Source organism: Amycolatopsis sp. NBC_01307 (assembly GCF_035975215.1).
GTDB lineage: Bacteria > Actinomycetota > Actinomycetes > Mycobacteriales > Pseudonocardiaceae > Amycolatopsis.
Genome location: NZ_CP108403.1, coordinates 3,735,757 through 3,752,977 on the forward strand (window position 1 = coordinate 3,735,757; position 17,221 = coordinate 3,752,977).

At 64.0% G+C, this 17,221-nt stretch carries 13 protein-coding genes; 8 read left to right on the forward strand and 5 right to left on the reverse strand.

What is annotated here, in order from left to right; all coding sequences use genetic code 11:
* Positions 1 to 2 precede the first annotated feature (2 nt).
* From OG439_RS15560 to OG439_RS15575, 4 genes are all read right to left on the reverse strand, one after another.
* Entirely contained in the window at positions 3 to 1,343 is a 1,341-nt protein-coding gene (locus OG439_RS15560) for a condensation domain-containing protein (protein WP_326950057.1), read from the reverse strand.
* Positions 1,340 to 2,647 (reverse strand): peptide ligase PGM1-related protein, encoded by a 1,308-nt coding sequence (locus tag OG439_RS15565; protein ID WP_326950058.1) that lies wholly within the window; start codon positions 2,645 to 2,647, stop codon positions 1,340 to 1,342. The genes OG439_RS15560 and OG439_RS15565 overlap by 4 nt, the downstream gene beginning before the upstream one ends.
* A gap of 1 nt (position 2,648) precedes the next feature.
* Complete coding sequence (locus OG439_RS15570) at positions 2,649 to 3,188, reverse strand: phosphopantetheine-binding protein (RefSeq protein ID WP_326950059.1); 540 nt, start codon at positions 3,186 to 3,188, stop codon at positions 2,649 to 2,651.
* A 154-nt stretch (positions 3,189 to 3,342) separates the two neighbouring features.
* Positions 3,343 to 4,458, reverse strand: a complete 1,116-nt coding sequence (locus OG439_RS15575) for a cytochrome P450 (RefSeq protein WP_326950060.1) — start codon at positions 4,456 to 4,458, stop codon at positions 3,343 to 3,345.
* Positions 4,459 to 4,977: 519 nt separating this feature from the next.
* Here OG439_RS15575 and OG439_RS15580 point away from each other — a divergent pair.
* From OG439_RS15580 to OG439_RS15610, 7 genes are all read left to right on the forward strand, one after another.
* On the forward strand, positions 4,978 to 6,582 hold the full coding sequence (locus tag OG439_RS15580; protein WP_326950061.1) for an AMP-binding protein: 1,605 nt from the start codon (positions 4,978 to 4,980) through the stop codon (positions 6,580 to 6,582).
* Positions 6,583 to 8,212: 1,630 nt separating this feature from the next.
* Positions 8,213 to 8,434, forward strand: a complete 222-nt coding sequence (locus OG439_RS50265) for a phosphopantetheine-binding protein (RefSeq protein WP_442792335.1) — start codon at positions 8,213 to 8,215, stop codon at positions 8,432 to 8,434.
* A complete protein-coding gene (locus OG439_RS15590) occupies positions 8,431 to 10,089 on the forward strand; it encodes an amino acid adenylation domain-containing protein (protein WP_326950063.1) in 1,659 nt (552 codons plus the stop codon). Before OG439_RS50265 ends, OG439_RS15590 begins: the two co-directional genes overlap by 4 nt.
* 17 nt (positions 10,090 to 10,106) lie before the next feature.
* Positions 10,107 to 11,390, forward strand: a complete 1,284-nt coding sequence (locus tag OG439_RS15595) for an MFS transporter (protein ID WP_326950064.1) — start codon at positions 10,107 to 10,109, stop codon at positions 11,388 to 11,390.
* A 120-nt stretch (positions 11,391 to 11,510) separates the two neighbouring features.
* Positions 11,511 to 12,659 carry a glycine amidinotransferase gene (locus OG439_RS15600; protein WP_326950065.1) on the forward strand — a complete coding sequence of 383 codons (1,149 nt, stop codon included), beginning with the start codon at positions 11,511 to 11,513 and terminating at the stop codon, positions 12,657 to 12,659.
* Positions 12,660 to 12,671: 12 nt separating this feature from the next.
* Entirely contained in the window at positions 12,672 to 13,646 is a 975-nt protein-coding gene (locus tag OG439_RS15605; RefSeq protein ID WP_326950066.1) for an aldo/keto reductase, read from the forward strand.
* 68 nt (positions 13,647 to 13,714) lie between these two features.
* Entirely contained in the window at positions 13,715 to 14,638 is a 924-nt protein-coding gene (locus OG439_RS15610) for a phytanoyl-CoA dioxygenase family protein (RefSeq protein ID WP_326950067.1), read from the forward strand.
* A gap of 228 nt (positions 14,639 to 14,866) precedes the next feature.
* On the opposite strand, the gene OG439_RS15615 is transcribed toward OG439_RS15610, so the two are convergent.
* Positions 14,867 to 15,070 (reverse strand): integrase core domain-containing protein, encoded by a 204-nt coding sequence (locus OG439_RS15615; RefSeq protein ID WP_326951557.1) that lies wholly within the window; start codon positions 15,068 to 15,070, stop codon positions 14,867 to 14,869.
* A gap of 1,446 nt (positions 15,071 to 16,516) precedes the next feature.
* Between OG439_RS15615 and OG439_RS15620 the strand changes: the two genes are divergently transcribed.
* Entirely contained in the window at positions 16,517 to 17,221 is a 705-nt protein-coding gene (locus tag OG439_RS15620; protein ID WP_326950068.1) for a FadR/GntR family transcriptional regulator, read from the forward strand.

The following is a 17,221-nucleotide window of genomic DNA, read 5'->3' on the forward strand; positions in this document are numbered from 1 at the left end:
GGCTACCTCTCCCACCGCAACTCGACAGGCCATTCACGTACGAGCGAGCCGAGGTGCGTGTTGAGCCACCGGAGAGTTCGGTCGATCTCGTTGAGAAGTGACGCGACGTGGGAATCCCCCAGAGCGTTGCACCAGTAGAGCCTGACGACCAACTCCTCGGCAGTGAGTGTGCATGCGCACTCGAGGTCGAACTCCAACGCGGACCCGGTGACCGGAATGTTCTCACTGCTCACACCCTCGATCGAGATCCGATGGTTCCGGTCGGATGCGTCGTCGACGCCGAAGACGACCTGCACGACCGGCGGTCGGCCGACCGGCCGCAACTCCGGCAGCGACGCCACGAGTTCCTCGAACGGGATCGACCGCACCATAATGCCCGACATCACGCTGCCGCTCGTCGACAACAAGAGATCCTCTGCTGTCATGTCCTCGTCGAAGGACAGTGCTACCGGAACCAGATTGACGAAATATCCGAATTGGTTCTCGACAGATTCGTCGCGAGTGCTCATCGCCAGTCCGACGATGTACTGGTCCTTCCCGGAGACCCGGTACAACACGCCGGACACTACCGTGAGCAGTGTGCTGAAGGGCGTTACGCCCATGCTTTGAGCGTGCTCCAGAAGCGCGCCGACCTGCCGGCGCGGAATGGAAATGACGGAGCTGCCCACGAGCGGACTCTCATCCGTCGGCGCCGGGAACTCGATGATGTCGGCTCGCCTCAGTTCCGCGAGGCGATGAGTCAGCGCCTCAACGTACTCCTTTGACCCCAGCCAGCGTCGCTCTTGTTCGACTCGGCGCATCGGCAGTGCATAGGTGGCGGCAGTACTCCGTCTGCCCGCTGCACAGTCCCGGTACAGGCGAGTCAGTTCTGTGCACAGCATTCTGTGGCTTTCTCCGTCCGTCACGGCATGATGCAGCCGAACCGCCAGTACGGCACGCTGTGCGTCGAGCCGCAGCAGGGCAGCGCGGACGAGTGGGGGGTCCGAAAGGTCGAAGGGTGTATTTCGCTGTTCAGAGATCCAAGTGTCGATATCCGCCGCTGTCACCGGTCGCCGGCTCCAGTCCTCGACGTCCAAGGCGGATTCGTCGGTCGGCGCCTTGGTGTACTGAACGACGGAACCCTCAACCTGGAGCAGTCCGGTGCGCAGCACCTCGTGTTCCAGCAGCAGATCGCGAAAGGCTTCATCCAGCACCCGGATGTCGATCGGTCCGGACAGCAGATAGGCATACACGTTGACGTACATCGACTTGTCGGGCTTCAACGTCCAGCTGAGCCACATGCCTCGTTGTGCCGGGGATGCCGGCCGGTAGAACGCGCTGTCGGCCGACGGCACGACGCTCATCTCCCGAACACATTCTTGAGGGACCGGTCGAGATCGTATGATCGGTCGACGTCCTCGGCCACCACGGAATAGATCAGGCCGCCTCGCCCATCGAACGCGGTGTTGAGAACGACACCTTCCCTGGATCGGTCGTCATACGCCAGCCCGGAGGCTTCCAGGCGCTGGCTGGCGTCGCTGAACGAGGTCACCGACCAACCAGATGGCCAGAGTCTCTCCATGACCAACCTGTCCTTGCCGAAGGCGTCGCCCACCACTCTCCGACCTATTCCGGCGTGGAGGTGCGTCGACCCCGTGATGCGCGCATTCCATTCCGTGAAGATGACTTCGCGGTGGTCGTTGACAATGGCGTCGGGCGACACCGTTCCGCGATAGCCGAGCGCTTGCAGAGCATGCGCCAGACGGTCGGCCCCATCGAACAGATCCGCACGCACGGAGTCTTCGAGGTCTTGCGCCGGCAGTACCTGTCCGGCCATCAGCGGAGCCAGGAGCAGCTCTCCGTCGCAGTCGAATCGAACGCCCTCATCGGTACACTCGAACTCGGCGATCAAAGTGGTACTTCCCGGATAGTACCGCTCGACAATCGAGCGGGCCCGTCCTCCGCTGCTCAGCCAGTCCCATCTTTGCGCGACGTACGCGTCGATCTCGGAATCGTGGGACAGCTCCACGACTCGCGGAGCTCCGATGGGCTGGACCCGCTTTCCCAGACTGACTATCTCATTTCCTCTGCCCGCCTGGATCAACTCGTGTTTGAACATGACCACGCCGTACTGTTCCAACAACCGGCGTGCTTCACGGATCATGTCGGTGCGCGTCGTGCAGATCGCACCGGGCGCGATCGGGACTCCGCAGCCGGCGGCAGCGGCGCGAAACAGAGCTTTGCTGGAGCCGTACCGGCCTCCGGACTGCCTGATGAATCCATAGCCCGGCAGTGCATGTTCAAGACCCAGAATCTCGGCCAGCACGCCGACCGCCGGATCGGGCCACACCGGCACCATCCGGTCGACCCCGGCCCGCTCGACGGCGGTCCGCAACGCCGCGACGACGTCTGGATGCAGCAGGGTTTCGCCGGAGACCTCTGCCGTGCCCGGCAGGTAGTCCTGTACCACGACAACTGTCCACGAGCGCGGCTCGACACGAAGCATCCGCCCCACATACCGCAGGAAGTCCCAGTCGGGAGGTTCGCCCAGCACGAGCACGTCACCGTGCTCGGCGAACCATGCTATACGCTGTACCCACCAACCGGTGGACGCGTCGTCGCTTCTGATCTCGTCGATGAAGTCGTTTCCGATGAGGAGTTTCGTCATGTCAGGGCGTGGCCTCAGCGGCGTCTTTCAGCAATTGTCCGACGTTTCGGATCGTTGGCTCCCGAAGCACATCTTCAACCTTCAGCCGTTGTCCGAACTCCTCACGAACGAGGGTGATCATCCGCAACATCTGCAACGAGTCGCCCCCCAGCCGGACGAAGTTCTCGTCGAGGCCCACGTTGGATCGACGGAGGAGTGACTCCCAGATCCTGGTCAACCGCTCCTCGACATCCGTCCGGATGTCGGGTATTTCGTCGACCGGCGCCGTCGACTGCACATGGCGCTCGAGCGCTTCCCAGTCGATGTGGCCTGATTCGTCGCGCTGCAGCAGATCGACGACGTGTATCCGAGATGGGACATGTCCGGGTTGCAGGCGCTCCCGTAGGTACCGGTACAATTCTTCGGTATCGACGCCTTGCTCTACGACCGGCACCACATAGGCCTTGAGTTCGGAGGCCTGCCCGCTGCCGGAAGAGGACTTGACCGTCACCGCCGCCTGCGCCACGGTCGGATGGCGGCGAAGCTGGGTCTGGATCTCCACTGCGAGGGACGATCGGGCGTCGGAATGATCGACCATTCGGGGATTCCTTCCTTAATGCTCATCGATCAGCGCCAGGGGTACGCCGTCGACCCGGCTGGTGTCCCGTAGTCTCCGTTTCGCATACTTGACGTTGTTGTCGACGGATGCCGATCCACTAGCCACGGCTCACATGGGATATGGGCGGAGAAAAGCTCGTCGTCACATGCGGGCGGCGGCCGATTTGGGAGACCTTCAGGTGCTCCCTGCGCAGCATGGACACGGCGGCGGTGAGCCATTCGGTGGCGAACCGCGCACCGACGCAGGATCCTGGCCCACTCCCGAAGGCCAGCAGCTCTCGCGGAGAAGTATCCTGCCAGCGAGCAGGCTTGAACGAATGAGGGTCAGCCCAGAAGTCCGAGTGACGCTGAATCGCATACAAGAGTACGTGGAGATTATCGCCGGCCAAGGCCGAGATTGGCCCGATCACCTGATCACTCGTCACATTGCGTCGGAGCCGCCACGAAGGGGGCCACAGCCGTAGGCACTCCAGCGCAATCCACTGGGGGTCGACTTCGTCAAGCTCCGAGCGCGGCAGCGGCCCGCGCAGAGATACTTGGTCCTGCGAGAACAACACTGTCAACAGCCAGGCCAGGGCGATGGACGTGGAAGCCACGAATGCCGCCGTCCGGCGCAGGTACAGGTCTCCGATTCTAGCCAGAAAGTCCGGCTCGTCTTCGAAGCCCAGATTCGCTGGAAAAAGTTCGGGCCAGGAGTTCGCTATACACTTTCCTGCTGCTACCGAGCAGTTCTCGAACAGTCGCTCGTTCCGGCGTTTCGTGATGGTGCCCAGGATCGTCGGCAGGAACACGCTCTCAAAGAAGGTGCGTACGACACGCTCGAGTTCTGGATCTTCCCCGCAACCCATGGGAACCTTGAGACCGTCAACCAGGCTCTGAACGCAGGTCGCATGCAGATCCCCGTCGGCAGAGAGGACACGCCGCAGGGCGATCTCCGCAGACTCCACCGGATCCTGCTCGTAGAGCCGCTGCACCACCCACCGGTTCAGTGCCCTCCGAGCCTCGTCAGGAAGTGGCCCCAGACCGCTACGCCAGAAGGGCGGCGTGCGCGCCACCGACTCCCCTCGTTCGGCCAACACCGAGCGAGCAAGTTCCGGATGACACACGACAATCTCGCCGGAGATGGTGCGATATGCCATCTTGCCGTAGCATTTTTTCTCGATCCTAACCATCTCTTTCCAGAGGTTGTCAGGATGAGAAAGCAGGCGCACCATCTAGTCGCTGACCCTTGCCAGTCGAAGCCTGCTCGCCCTAGGAGTATCGACAGGAAACAGTGGCACCAGATTCCAGCGCAGACTCTGGTCGCCCCCCATGATGGGAGCCATGAAACGAATCGACCGCATGACCCATTCCCCCATTTAACCTGGCACTGATATCTCTATTTACTTTAGACTGAACAATTTTGTGTGTCAAGAGTGGCCCTCCTCTACGCATTAGTCCGACCTAGTGACTCTTCTCGTAACCTCGATGCGGTGAGTGATCTTCACTGTCGGCAGGAGAGGCTGGTCCCGCGATGAAGTTGCGTGACAAGCCCGAGGGCGGCGGCTCGGCCGGATGGGGTCGCCTGCGGGTGCGGGTGGACAGGCCGATCCCGAACGGGTAGGACATCATCGAAGGTCCGCGCCGAAACGTGGGGTTCACGGCCGCGTCTCACGTGCTTGGATCGGGGGCTGGATGGCCAGACCGCAGTTCGCCGCACACACACCTCCTGTATCCCGTTGAGGATGGTAGCTATGGCCTATGGCCACTCCGCTCACGTCGATTCGTTCTCCCGAGACCACCTGCCGGCCCGGGAAACTTGGCCGGAGCTACTCGACACCTCGCCGTCGTACCCGGACGTCCTCAATTGTGCGAGCGTCCTCCTGACCGAAGCGGTGGAGCGGTTCGGGGCTGAGCAAGTGTGCATGGTGGACGATGCCGGGACGTGGACCTATGGCGAGCTCGCCGACACCGTCGACCGGCTCGCCCGGGTACTGACCGAGGTCTACGAATTGGTTCCGGGAAATCGCGTTCTACTCTACGGATCCAACTCGCCTTGGCTGGTCGCGTGCTGGTTCGCGACCGTGATGGCAGGCGGGGTGGCCGTGACGGTCGCGCCGGACCTCCGGAGCAAGGAGCTGGCCACGATCGCCGGGCTCAGTTCGGCTGGCCTTGCCCTGTGCGACGCAGGGGGCAGGTCCGAAGTGCTCGCGGCCGGTGTCGCCGGAATGACCCTCGCCTGCTTCGGCGACGACGACCCAGAGAACCTGTGTGGCTTGGCTCGCCGCGCGGAGCCCGGATTTGCCGGCGTTCCGACCGCGGCTGACGACGTTGCCCTCATCGCATTCACCTCGGGCACGACCGGTTCACCCAAAGGATGCATGCACTTTCACCGAGACGTGCTGGCCGTCTGCGACACCTTCAGCACCCAGGTGCTGGCGCCGAGGTCGACCGATGTGTTCGCCGGCACGCCACCACTAGGTTTCACCTACGGCCTGGGCGGCCTGGTACTGTTCCCCTTTCGGGCCGGAGCGCGCACCGTCTTCCCGAGTTACCCCGGGCCGGCCGGCCTGCTGGAGGCCATTCCCAAGCACCGCATCTCGGTACTGTTCACGGCACCATCGGCCTACCGCGCACTGCTCGACCACATCGCGGACGTGGATCTGAGCTCCCTGCGCCGATGCGTCTCGGCTGGTGAGCATCTACCCGTGCGGACCTGGCAATCATGGTACGAAGCAACCGGTCTCCGCATCATCGACGGGTTGGGCGCAACCGAACTGCTGCACATCTTCATCTCGGCCGCCGACGACGACATCCGGCCCGGCGCAACCGGACGGGTGGTCCCCGGCTGGCTGGCCAAGGTCGTGGACGAGAACGGGCAAGAGGTGCCCGACGGGACGCCGGGTCGGCTCGCCGTTCGCGGCCCGATCGGCTGCCGCTACCTGTATGGCGACCGTCAGTCCGAGTACGTCAAGTACGGCTGGAACATCACGGGCGACACCTACGTCCGGGACGCCGGCGGATACTTCTGGTACCAGGGCCGGTCGGACGACATGATCATCTCCGCCGGTCACAACATCTCCGCCGTCGAGGTCGAGTCCGTCCTGCTCACTCATCCGGCAGTCGCCGAGGCTGCGGTGGTCGGTAAACCCGACGATGAGCTCGGCCAGGTGGTGGCCGCCTACATTGTCATCCGGACCGGCCACCTTCCTGGCGCGGAGCTGGCGACGGAACTGCAGGACCACGTCAAGCGCTCCATCGCCGCCTACAAGCACCCGCGGCACATCGACTTCATCAAGAAGCTACCGCGGACCGCCACGAACAAGCTGCAGCGGTACAGGCTGCGGGAAGGCGAATGAGTTCACTCGCCGTCCGTCCCCTCCATCGCGTCGAGCTCACCGCCCGATGACCCGGACGCAGCCGCCGTGGCGGCGGTGTCTGGCGGCGTAGCACCGACGGTCGGCCTGGCCGGTAGGCCGGCCGGTGGGCGCCACGGCACCGGCAACGACGGCGTAGTTCGGCGCCGCCATGCGGGTCGTGACCCGGGTGAGGGTGGCTTCGGCGAGCGTAACGGATGCCCCGAAATCGCGCGGCGAGCCGGAAACAGGCTGCTCGACGCTGGAGAAACAAGCTGCTCGACGGCAGGTGGGACGGCGTACGAGAGGCTCCGACGCGGGCCGTCCGAGCCTGGTCGACAGTCGCGAAGTACCACCCGATTTCGTGCATGGCTGTGGCCACCTGGTGGAATGATCTTTTGCTGGAGCGATCCACCGTGGTCACGGAGTGGCGAGTCGAAGGCTTGTCATCGAGGTGGCTGCGGCCCGTGGTGGCCGAGTTCGATTCGCCCCGGGGTCCACCGGCGACACGGCCGGTCGACTCCGGCAGGGCCATGAGCTGCGGGTGATGGCCGCCCTGGTGGGCCTGCGTCGGTGTCACCGGTAGCCCTGTGATTGGTGGCATTGGTTCACTGCGTGGACCGGTCGCACTACGCGCACCGCAACGACATCTGCCCCTTGCCGGCAACCCATGGAGGTCGAGCGCGATACCGCGCGCACCTGAAGAAGTGGCGGGGCCCGGTCTGTCGTCACGGCCACTGCGAACCATCGACGCAGGGCACACCGCCGCCGGATCGCTGCCCGGCCATCCCCCATCGACCGCGAAACATCTTTCACGGCTGTACTGTCGAGATGACCCCCGAACGAATTCCCTGGGCACCCGCCACCCTGTCGCCGACCACGCAGGACTTCGCTGACGACCTGCCATCCCGTCGTGCAGTTAATCAAAAACGAAGCACACTCAGGCGTCGCACTTCGTCAGCCGAAAGCAAGAGTGGCCTAACTGTAGTGGTAGTGGAAACGACCAGTGGGGTTCTTGCGCATAAGACGACCAAACCCCGCAGCACGAGCGATAAAACGAATCGACCGCATGGTCCACCTCCTCCCTCACCGTTCATATTACTGTTTAAGGAGCGTTTTTGACGGTATAGCAGTCAACTTTGCATGTCAAGAGGATCACTCGCAGAGTAGTTGTGTTCCCGCACAGTCAATAGTCCATCACGATGATTTTCTGAACGACGCCCCGGCCGGAATGCGCGGACCATTGGCGCTATGCGGCTACAGAAAGTGCTCCCCGTGGTGGCCGTGGTCACCCAGGGTGGCCAGAACGCAGCCGGTCCACGCCTGCAGGAACCTTCACGGACGTTTACGTCCCAGCATGGGCGCGATTGGCTCGCCCTTCTATCAACAGACCGAAATCCTGCTGGTCACGGGTATGCTCCTCGGGCAGACTCCGGGTACACTCCCCGGATAGACACATCGCTGGGGCTTGACGGATCGTCGAGTGTGGATCGACAGACGGTCGGACAGCGCGCTCGTCGTCGGCACACGGTAGCTGCGTAGCGACAGGGGGTACGTAACCGTGGTGTACAACCGCCAACAATTGGAGACGCTCGTCGGACAGGAGTTTGCCCGGGTGTTACGGGTGGACACGGTGCGCGGCGACGATGATTTCTTCTTGCTCGGAGGGCATTCCCTGCTCGTCGTACAACTGGCCCAAGCCATACAAGCCCAAGGCATAGATTTCGACTATGACTTCGTATTCCATGGGAGGAGTGTGCGGGGTGTCGTGGAGTGCATCCTTAACTCGTGTGACGCAACCGTCCAGCAGGCATCCCCCCACCCCGCGCAGACTGATACCTCTCCGCGCCTGTGAGCACCGCAGAAGTCGATGCGTCGACGGTCACCGACGGATTTGCCGTTTCCGAGCCAAGAACCAAAATCGCGAGTATGGAATCTCTGACAGACCTGCTGCGCCGCCGTGCCGTCGAGGCGCCCGCCTCGATCGCCGTGGTCAGCGGCGACGACCAGGCGACCTACAGTGATCTGGACCGGGCGAGCGACGCCGCGGCACGTCGCCTGCTTCGTGCCGGGGTGCGCCCAGGCGAACTCGTCGGCTTGCTGGCGGATCGAGACATGGACACAATCGTTCTTCTCCTGGCCATTCTGAAGTGCGGCGCGGCGTATGTCCCCCTTGATCCGGGCTATCCCCGGCGTCGGTTGAACTTCATCGCCGAAGACGCCCAGATGACCCACATCGTGGGTGCACGGCGCACCGCGATAGCGGTGGGACTGCATGACCATCGGTTCACTGACTGCGACGCGGACGCCGCCGCCGCCGATCCGACCTGTGTCGATCGATTCGACCCCCCGGCGGGTGACAGCGCAGCATACGTCATATACACCAGCGGTTCCACCGGAACACCCAAGGGGTGCGTGGTGACCCACCGCAACGTCCTCGCCATGCTCGACGGTGCACTGAACCTGTTCGACTTCTCACCGCACGACCGATGGGCGGTGGTCCACTCGTTCTGCTTCGACTTCTCGGTGTGGGAGCTTTGGGGGGCACTGTCCACGGGCGCGACCGCCGTACTGGCGCCGTGGAAGACGATCCTCGCCCCTAGGACGTTCGTCAGCTTCCTGAAGGAGAATCGGATAACGATCCTCAATCAGGTCCCCTCGGTCTTCCGCTACTTGGCGCAGGAGTGGATGGCGACCGATGATCGCCCGGCGGACGTTCGATACCTGATCTTCGGCGGCGAGAAGGTCTCTATGGATGTCGTCGACGCCTTCGTCGCGCGGCTCGGCCCCGCCGCTCCCTCGATGATCAACATGTACGGGATCACCGAGAACACGGTGCACTCGACCTTCAAACGGCTGGATGCGGGCACCCTGGCGGGTGCTGCGGCATCCCCGATCGGAGGTGGCCTGCCACATGTTGGCGTGCACGTACTGGATGCACGCCAACGGCCGACCGGTCGGGGGACGGTCGGCGAGTTGTGGCTGTCGGGTCCGAGCGTCATCACCGGCTACCTCAACCAGGAGGACCTGACCCGCGAACGCTTTCGGAAGCTGCCCGTCGGTGGCGGCGGCCAACCCACCCGCTGCTACCACACCGGCGACTTGGTCAGGGTGCTGCCCGATGGCGAGCTCGACTATGTGGGGCGAGTCGACCAGCAGGTCAAAGTACGTGGATATCGGATCGAACTGCAGGAGGTCGAGACCATTCTCCAGATGAACCCGTTGGTGCGCGAGGCAGCGGTCGTTGCGGTGGAGACCCACTTGGGAACAACCTTGGCCGCCATGATCGTGGCGGCCGAGCTGGTGGCCACCGACGTGGTCGCACGGGTCGCCGACGACCTGCGACAGACGGCACCTGCGTACATGGTCCCTGGACTCTATCGCGTAGTGGACCAGCTCCCGTTGACGTTGTCGGGCAAGCGGGACTCGGCAGCCATCATCGCCGAGTTCGCATCGGACGCGCCGTCGGCGACGTCGCCGAGCCCACTGCCCAGGTTGCAACAGCCATGAGCGATGGGAATGGTCGAATGACTCAGCTCGTTCCGTTGCGCCGCAACACCACGTTCCAGCTGCTGTGGGCGGGTAGTGCGATCTCCTCGGTGGGCACGGAACTGACCCGCCTGGCCACGCCACTGCTGGTGTTGGCGACGACGGGGTCCGCGGTGTTGGCAGCCGTGGTCGCCGGAACACGTAGTGCGGCGGCTCTCCTCGCACAGATCCCCGCCGGCGTGTGGGTGGATCGATGGGACCGCCGCAGAACGCTGGTAACCAGCCAGGCGGTTCAGGCCGGCACGGCCGCAGTCCTGGCGGTGGCGGTCCTTGGTGGCGAGAAATGGATCTGGGCGTTCGTTCCGCTCGCGGTGGTGGACGGGATCTGCAGCTGCTTCGTTGGGCCGGTTCGGACTACCGCAATCGGTAGCGTGGTGCCTCCGCCGCAGCTCCGCCAGGCATTCGCGCAGGAAGAGGCGCGCAGCCTCGCCGCCCGGCTCGTCGGGCCGCCCTTGGGCGGGCTCCTGTACAGTTTCGGGCGCACGATACCCTTCCTCGTCGACGCGGTCACGTTCCTCGCCGCCACAATCTGTGCCGTACTTGCCAAAGTACCCCGGCGCCCGGTTCTGACATCCGAACCTTCCTCCGCCAGCTCCGCCGAGGAAGCCAGGAAGCCGAGCATGCGAGCGGAACTCGGCGAAGCGTTCACCTGGATCTGGCGGCAGCGCGGTCTGCGCAACATCACCGGTGCGGTGCTGATCCTCAACCTGATCGGCGGCGCGTTCCTGCTTCCGGTCATCGTGCTCGTCCAGGAACGCGGCGGCAGTGACGTGGCCACGGGGATCGTGCTGGCCGGGATCGGGATCGGGGGGCTGGTGGGCGCGATCGCAGCGCCCCGCACCGGCAACATCCTGCCGCCCGGGAAGTTGCTGCTGGCAGTCCTGGGGACGTTCGGCGCCTGCCTTGCCACGATGGCGCTGCCGCTGGGACCCTGGTGGCCAACGGTCCCGCTGATCTGTCTGTCGCTGGCAACACCGGCGCTCAATGTCGTGATGGGCGCAGTGTTCGTTCAACTGGTGCCCAAGGAAATGCTCGGCCGGATGGATGCCGTGCTCACCGTGTGCGAACGGTCGCTGGCACCTCTTGGCCCACCCCTCGGCGGCTTCCTCGCGGCGGCCATCGGCGGGGCGAACGCACTGATCGTCCTCGGCTGCGTGCTCGTGCTGACCGCAGTCGTCGCCGCGCTCAGCCGCGAACTGCGCGATTTCACCGGCGATGATCGCCCCGTCGACGCCCCGGGCGAGGCGGCAGAGCACAGCTGACACCGACATCGTTCGGCGGCCAGAATGCATATGTGAACGCTGCCGTGATGTTGGTAACCATCATCGAGAAAACACGGGACGAACCTCCGGACACAGTCACCAGCATGCAAATGGAGAAATATGAAGCTCAATAGCTTTGACGAATGGTCCCCACTCAAAGAAGTTGTCCTGGGTTCTGCCCAGAACTACACCATGCATGAGCGAGACCTGTCCTTCGACATGTTCTTCTACGATCAGCTGGCCGATCAGAAGTCCTTCTACGACCACATGTACTACCCCCGGCTGACGCCCTTGTCCGGGCAAGCCGAGTCCGAAGCGCCCCCTCGCTTCCCCATCAAGAGGCAGTACGTCGAAGAGCTCAACGAAGACGTCGAGGGGATGGCAGACCTGTTGACAGGGTTGGGCGTCACGGTGCACCGTCCGCTGGCAGTGGACGACAATATCGAGGTCCGGACACCAGCCTGGACGGCGTCCGTAGTACCTCCGCTCAACGTCCGCGACAATACCCTGGTTCTCGGCGACGAGATCATCGAAACTCCCCCCATGCTGCGGTCGCGATATTTCGAGACCCAGTTCCTCAAGCCGATCTTCCACAAGTACTTCAACGAGGGGGCGCGCTGGACGGTGATGCCTCGACCGTTGATGACCGACTCGTCGTTCGATCCCTCCTATGTCAAGGGTGGCCTGGTCGAACTGGTGCGCGATCCCCAACCAGGCCCGCTAGACGTTGGTTTCGAGATGATGTTCGACGCCGCACAGTGCGTGCGACTGGGCAAACACATCCTGGTCAATATGACCACAGCGAACCACCGCATGGCCGGCGATTGGCTCCGTCGTCACCTGGCCGATCGCTTCACGATCCTGCCGGTCTACGCACTGGCCGACAGTCACATCGACAGCATGATTCTTCCACTTCGGCCTGGCCTGTTACTGGTGCGAACCCCGGCCATTTTCAACGCGCTCCCAGATGAGTTGCAGAAATGGGATGTCATTTATGCACCTGAACCTCAGGAGAACAACTTCCCGACGTACGACGACGACGACCTCGTACTCACCACCAAGTACATCGACCTCAACGTCCTGTCGGTCGGCCCGGACACGGTTCTGGCCAACGAGGCCAACCCGGAACTCGTCCGCACACTTGAAAGGCACGGTTTCACTGTCGGCACGTTCCGGCACCGGCATCGACGCCTCTTCGGCGGTGGGCTGCACTGCTTCACACTCGACACGGTTCGCGAAGGCTCCGAGGCCGCGGACTACCTCTCCTGAGCGGGTGCGAAATTGAGGACCACCATCCTGGGGTCAGGACTGTCCACGTCAGCTCTCGGGCTCGGCTGTGCCGGCCTTACCGCTCGAGGAATCGCCGGCGCGCGCAGCGTCCGGCGGTATGTCGCTCGGGCGGTCGAGCTAGGTGTCACAATGCTGGACACCGCCGATGTCTACGGTGCCCAGCTCGGCGAGAACGAACGTCTCGTCGGCCGCGCAATCACACGGCGTAGCGATATCGTCGTGGCTACCAAGTTTGGGCTTCGTTTCGGACAGCAGGGCGCCATCCGCGTCGACAGCAGCGCCGAATGGGCGCGACAGGCCTGCCACGATTCTCTGCAGCGCTTGGGCACGGATTATTTGGATCTCTACTATCTGCACCGGCGGAACGCCGACATTCCGATCGAGGAAACGGTGAGCGCGATGGCAGAACTCGTGCGGCGCGGTGACGTCCGGCACATCGGTCTGTCCGAGGTCAATAGCCAGACCGTGCGCTCCGCGCACGCCATCCACCCCATCAGCGTGGTCCAGATCGAGTACTCTCTGCTTACCCGCTTCGCCGAACGGGAACTGCTGGGCGTGTGCCGGCAGTTGAACATTGGAATCGCCGCCTATCGTCCATTCGGCGCCGGTCTTCTCACGGGGCAGTTCTCCACACCATCAGCCTTGCGCCCGTCTGATTATCGCCGTCAAAGTCCACGGTGGAGCGAAGACAACCTGCGCATGAATCTCAAGCTGTCCGAGCGCGTCCGCTCGATCGCCGAGGCTGCGGGGTGCACGCCCGCCCAGTTGGCGTTGGCATGGCTGTGGAGCCGAGATCGGGACATCGTCCCGATCTCCGGTACCACGAAGTTCAAGCATCTTCGCGACAACGTCCAGGCCGCACAGCTGACCGTTCCGGCGGAGCTCCTCGCCCAGCTCGAGGACCTCGACCAGTACGTACTGGGAGATCGCTACTCCCCAGCACAGATGAAACTGCTCGACCTCTGACCCGATCTGATGAAGCGGGGTCGGTGCCAGGTACCGGAATTTCGCCGAAGGGATCATGGTGAAGCCCAATGATCGATCATAAGTACGTGTCGCATTTCAAGGCCTTCGGGTTCGTCGTACTCCGCGGGCTGCTGACCAAGGCCGAGGCGGCGCAGCTTCGCGCCGAATCCGTCGAGGCCCTGACGGGCGGGTACGGCGATCAAGTCTGGCGGGGCGGCACCGAGGCCGAGGTCGCCGCGGTGCCCGCTTATGTGATTCCCACCATGAACGCCGATACTCCGTTGGCCGCGAGTCTCGTGGCCGACGACCCCAGGTTCTGGCAGGCATCGCACTATCTGTTGGGAGGGCCAACCGTCCCGACCAACAGCGCAGCGGTGTGCTACCGCGCCAACACGAGGTGGCACGCCGACATGGCCGCCGATGTGCAGGGCGTCAAGTTCATGATTTACCTGGATGCGTGCTCTCCTGAATCGGGTCAACTCCAGGTGATGCCCGGATCGCACCTGATTCCGACACAGGCCGCCTTCTGGGAGCACATGGGCCAGGACCCGGACCGGCAGGGCTTGCCGATAGGGTGGCGCGATTGGCCCGTACCCTCCTATTCGATTGGAACGGAGCCGGGCGACGTGGTCGCCTTTCACTCGGGTTTGTTGCATGCGTCCGCAGGAGGAAACCTCAGGTTGGCGTGGGATACCTCCTACTTCCTCAATCCCTCCCTGAGCGGCACTGAACAGGGCGAGATGGTACGGGACGCCATCTTGTTCACCGGTGACTACTCAGGACACTCCTACGACCACGAGAAGTGGACGACGTGGCGGGACTGGGTCGCCTCGGCGGACACCGATCCACGAAGGACCGCCATCCGGCGGCTGGAGCGACTCGGCGTACTGGGAGTGGACGGGGCAGACGTCGGTACTCCCCACTGGCAACCCAGGCTTACCAATCCCGTCCCGTTCTTCTCGGGCGCGCCGTACAAGCCGCGACCAAATTAGGGCAGCCGTGAATCAGGGCGTCCCAGCCTCGATGATTCGCGCTTGACGTCGGTCCGTCCCGCCCGGCTGCCTTGGTCGGTGCTGATCGGTGGGGTGGGGTTCCGGCTGTCGCGGCGGTGGGCGTGGTCTCCTTGGTCTTCCGGCCGTCGGACGGCGGCTGGGCTGGGCCGGCCGCGGCGGGCAGGGCCCCGCGAAGTCGATCCTGTGGGTGCCGAAAACTTTGTCACATCATGCGACCTGCTGATATTCGTGGATCAGTCCACCGAGCCGATCACGCCGACGAACCCGCCCGACGCCAGCCATCCGCACGGGAACCAGCACCTGGTCGGGCGGTCGTCGGCCCAACGAGCGATGAGGTCGATGCCGGTTGAAGTGATCGACGTACTCGGCCAGCACCTGCTCCAGATGACGCCCGTTGACGAGCGTCCACAGAGAGCCTCGAGGACCTAGCCCGCTGGTCGAGTTACTTCGGTGACCAGTTCAACACGTGGCCGGCGATCGCCCGACGATGGTTGGAGCTTTGGACGGGGCAGACCATCGCGCCCGGCTTGATCAACAGGGTGGAGACCGAAGGTTACATCGCGCGAAGCGACGACGCCGGCTTCCTCTCGGGTTGGGTTCGCCCGCTCGGCCCGATTTACATCCAGCACCTCAAAGCTGCGATCGGAAGCCGGCATCTGACGTCGGCATGCGCTTACGCCAGTGAGTCTTCAGGACCTCCGTCGGCTCCTGCAACCCGCCTCCGCTGCCGCAATCCAACGCATCGTCGGCCTCCTGCGCCTACTCGGATCGCTCGATGCTGAAGGCGGTGCAGGGGCGCGGTGGAAGCAAGCTGCCGACCGATTGGCTCGTCCCCGTAATCGTGCTGTTCACGGAGGCAGGAGACCGACACGGGATGAATTGTCGTGACGGACGGTACGCGCAGACCCGAGTTCCGAGCCAGATCTGGTATCGCCGCCCAACTCGACCAGGCGCGCGGAGGGAACCGCGTTCACCACATTGAGCTTGGACTACACACCCTACGACCTGTCGTCGTTTGGGCGGCACGTCGACGCTCGGCGGCGACGCGGACATCGTTGGTCGCCGCAGAATTCCGAAGAGTCGCCGCGCCGCCCTGACGCGGAGTGTCGCCGCCGAGCCCATCGGGCACTAGTCCATCTGTGTGATGTTCCGGCCGGCGACTCAACCAGCCTGTTTCCGATGGAGTGAACGCCGTGCAGCTGTCCTTACGCCAGAAGGCAGGAACGATGAAATCCTGGACCGCAAAGATCATGATCGCCGCGACACTCACGACTGCCGGGTTGTCCCTTCCCCTGGCGTCGCCGGCATCCGCAGCTCCCAACTACTGCAGCGCCTCGAAGTACAACAACGGGACGACGGCCTACTGCTACGCGTCAGCTTCGGGGACGCAGTTCCGAGCAGTGGCCCGCTGTCGGTACCTGACTCCCAGTGGCAGCTTCGACTACTCCAACTACTACGGACCTTGGCGGACACAGGGCGACCCCCTTTCATCCATCGCAGTTTGTGCTGCCGGGTGGAACTTCTTCGAGCCCAACGCCCAACTGAAATGATGATGCTCACCGGGACGGTCCAGTCGCCGGGATTGCGGAGCCGGCCGGCGTGAAGCTGCTGATCCGATACCAGACCCTGGTCGCGACGATCAACGGCGTGCCCGTGCCGGACGCGGACCCGGACAAGGCGGCGGCACTCCGCGAGTGGATCGCCACAGCGCCGGCTTGATGGAACATCACATGTCTCGGCAACCGTGAGCGAGCCAGTCGCCTTGTTCTCGTCGAATCAGGCGAAAAACTCACTACTCTCGCGACATTCATCATATGGCTGTTAGGATCTCGGGCAGTTCACTGCCCGAGGAGCACCATGGCGAGGTCTCTGACCGACGACGCGATCGACCGGATCCGGGAGTTCGTCCGGTCCGGGCGGTTCCCCGCGGGCTCCCGGCTGCCGCCCGAGCACGAACTGGCCACCGAACTGGGCATCTCCCGCAGCCCCACCCGGGAAGCCGTGAAGGCACTGGAGCTGGCCCGGGTCCTCGAAGTCCGGCGCGGTGACGGCACCTACGTCACCAGCCTCGCGCCCAGCCTGCTGCTGGAAGGCCTGGGCAACGCGGTGTCGCTGATGGAAGGCAGCGTGCTCGAGCTGACCGAGGTGCGCCGTCTCCTGGAGCCCGCCGCGACCGGCGTCGCCGCCACCAGGATCACCGACGCCCAGCTCCGCACCGTCGCCGAACTGCTCGACGCGATGCAGGAGGCGGTCGAGGACGTCGAGCGCCTGACGGTGCTCGACGCCGCGTTCCACCGAGCGGTGGTCACCGCGTCGGGCAACGAAACCCTGACCGCGCTGCTGGACGGCATCTCCTCGCGCACGCTGCGGGCGAGGATCTGGCGCGGCACCGTCGACCGAGGCGTCACGCACGTGACCCTGGCGCAGCACAAGGCGATCTACGACGCCCTGGCCGGGCGCGACCCCGCCGTGGCCACCGCGGCCGCGCTGATGCACGTGGACACGTCCGAACGCTGGCTGCGCGCCCACCTGGCCGAGCTGCCGATCCTCGGCGAGCAGTAG

Bases quoted from the DNA above. Each gene is read 5' to 3' on its own strand.
- OG439_RS15560 (WP_326950057.1), bottom strand. From the start codon at position 1,343: ATGAGCGTCGTGCCGTCGGCCGACAGCGCGTTCTACCGGCCGGCATCC.
- OG439_RS15595 (WP_326950064.1), top strand. From the start codon at position 10,107: ATGACTCAGCTCGTTCCGTTGCGCCGCAACACCACGTTCCAGCTGCTG.
- OG439_RS15620 (WP_326950068.1), top strand. From the start codon at position 16,517: ATGGCGAGGTCTCTGACCGACGACGCGATCGACCGGATCCGGGAGTTC.
- OG439_RS15610 (WP_326950067.1), top strand. From the start codon at position 13,715: ATGATCGATCATAAGTACGTGTCGCATTTCAAGGCCTTCGGGTTCGTC.
- OG439_RS15575 (WP_326950060.1), bottom strand. From the start codon at position 4,458: ATGGTGCGCCTGCTTTCTCATCCTGACAACCTCTGGAAAGAGATGGTT.
- OG439_RS15565 (WP_326950058.1), bottom strand. From the start codon at position 2,647: ATGACGAAACTCCTCATCGGAAACGACTTCATCGACGAGATCAGAAGC.
- OG439_RS15600 (WP_326950065.1), top strand. From the start codon at position 11,511: ATGAAGCTCAATAGCTTTGACGAATGGTCCCCACTCAAAGAAGTTGTC.
- OG439_RS15580 (WP_326950061.1), top strand. From the start codon at position 4,978: ATGGCCTATGGCCACTCCGCTCACGTCGATTCGTTCTCCCGAGACCAC.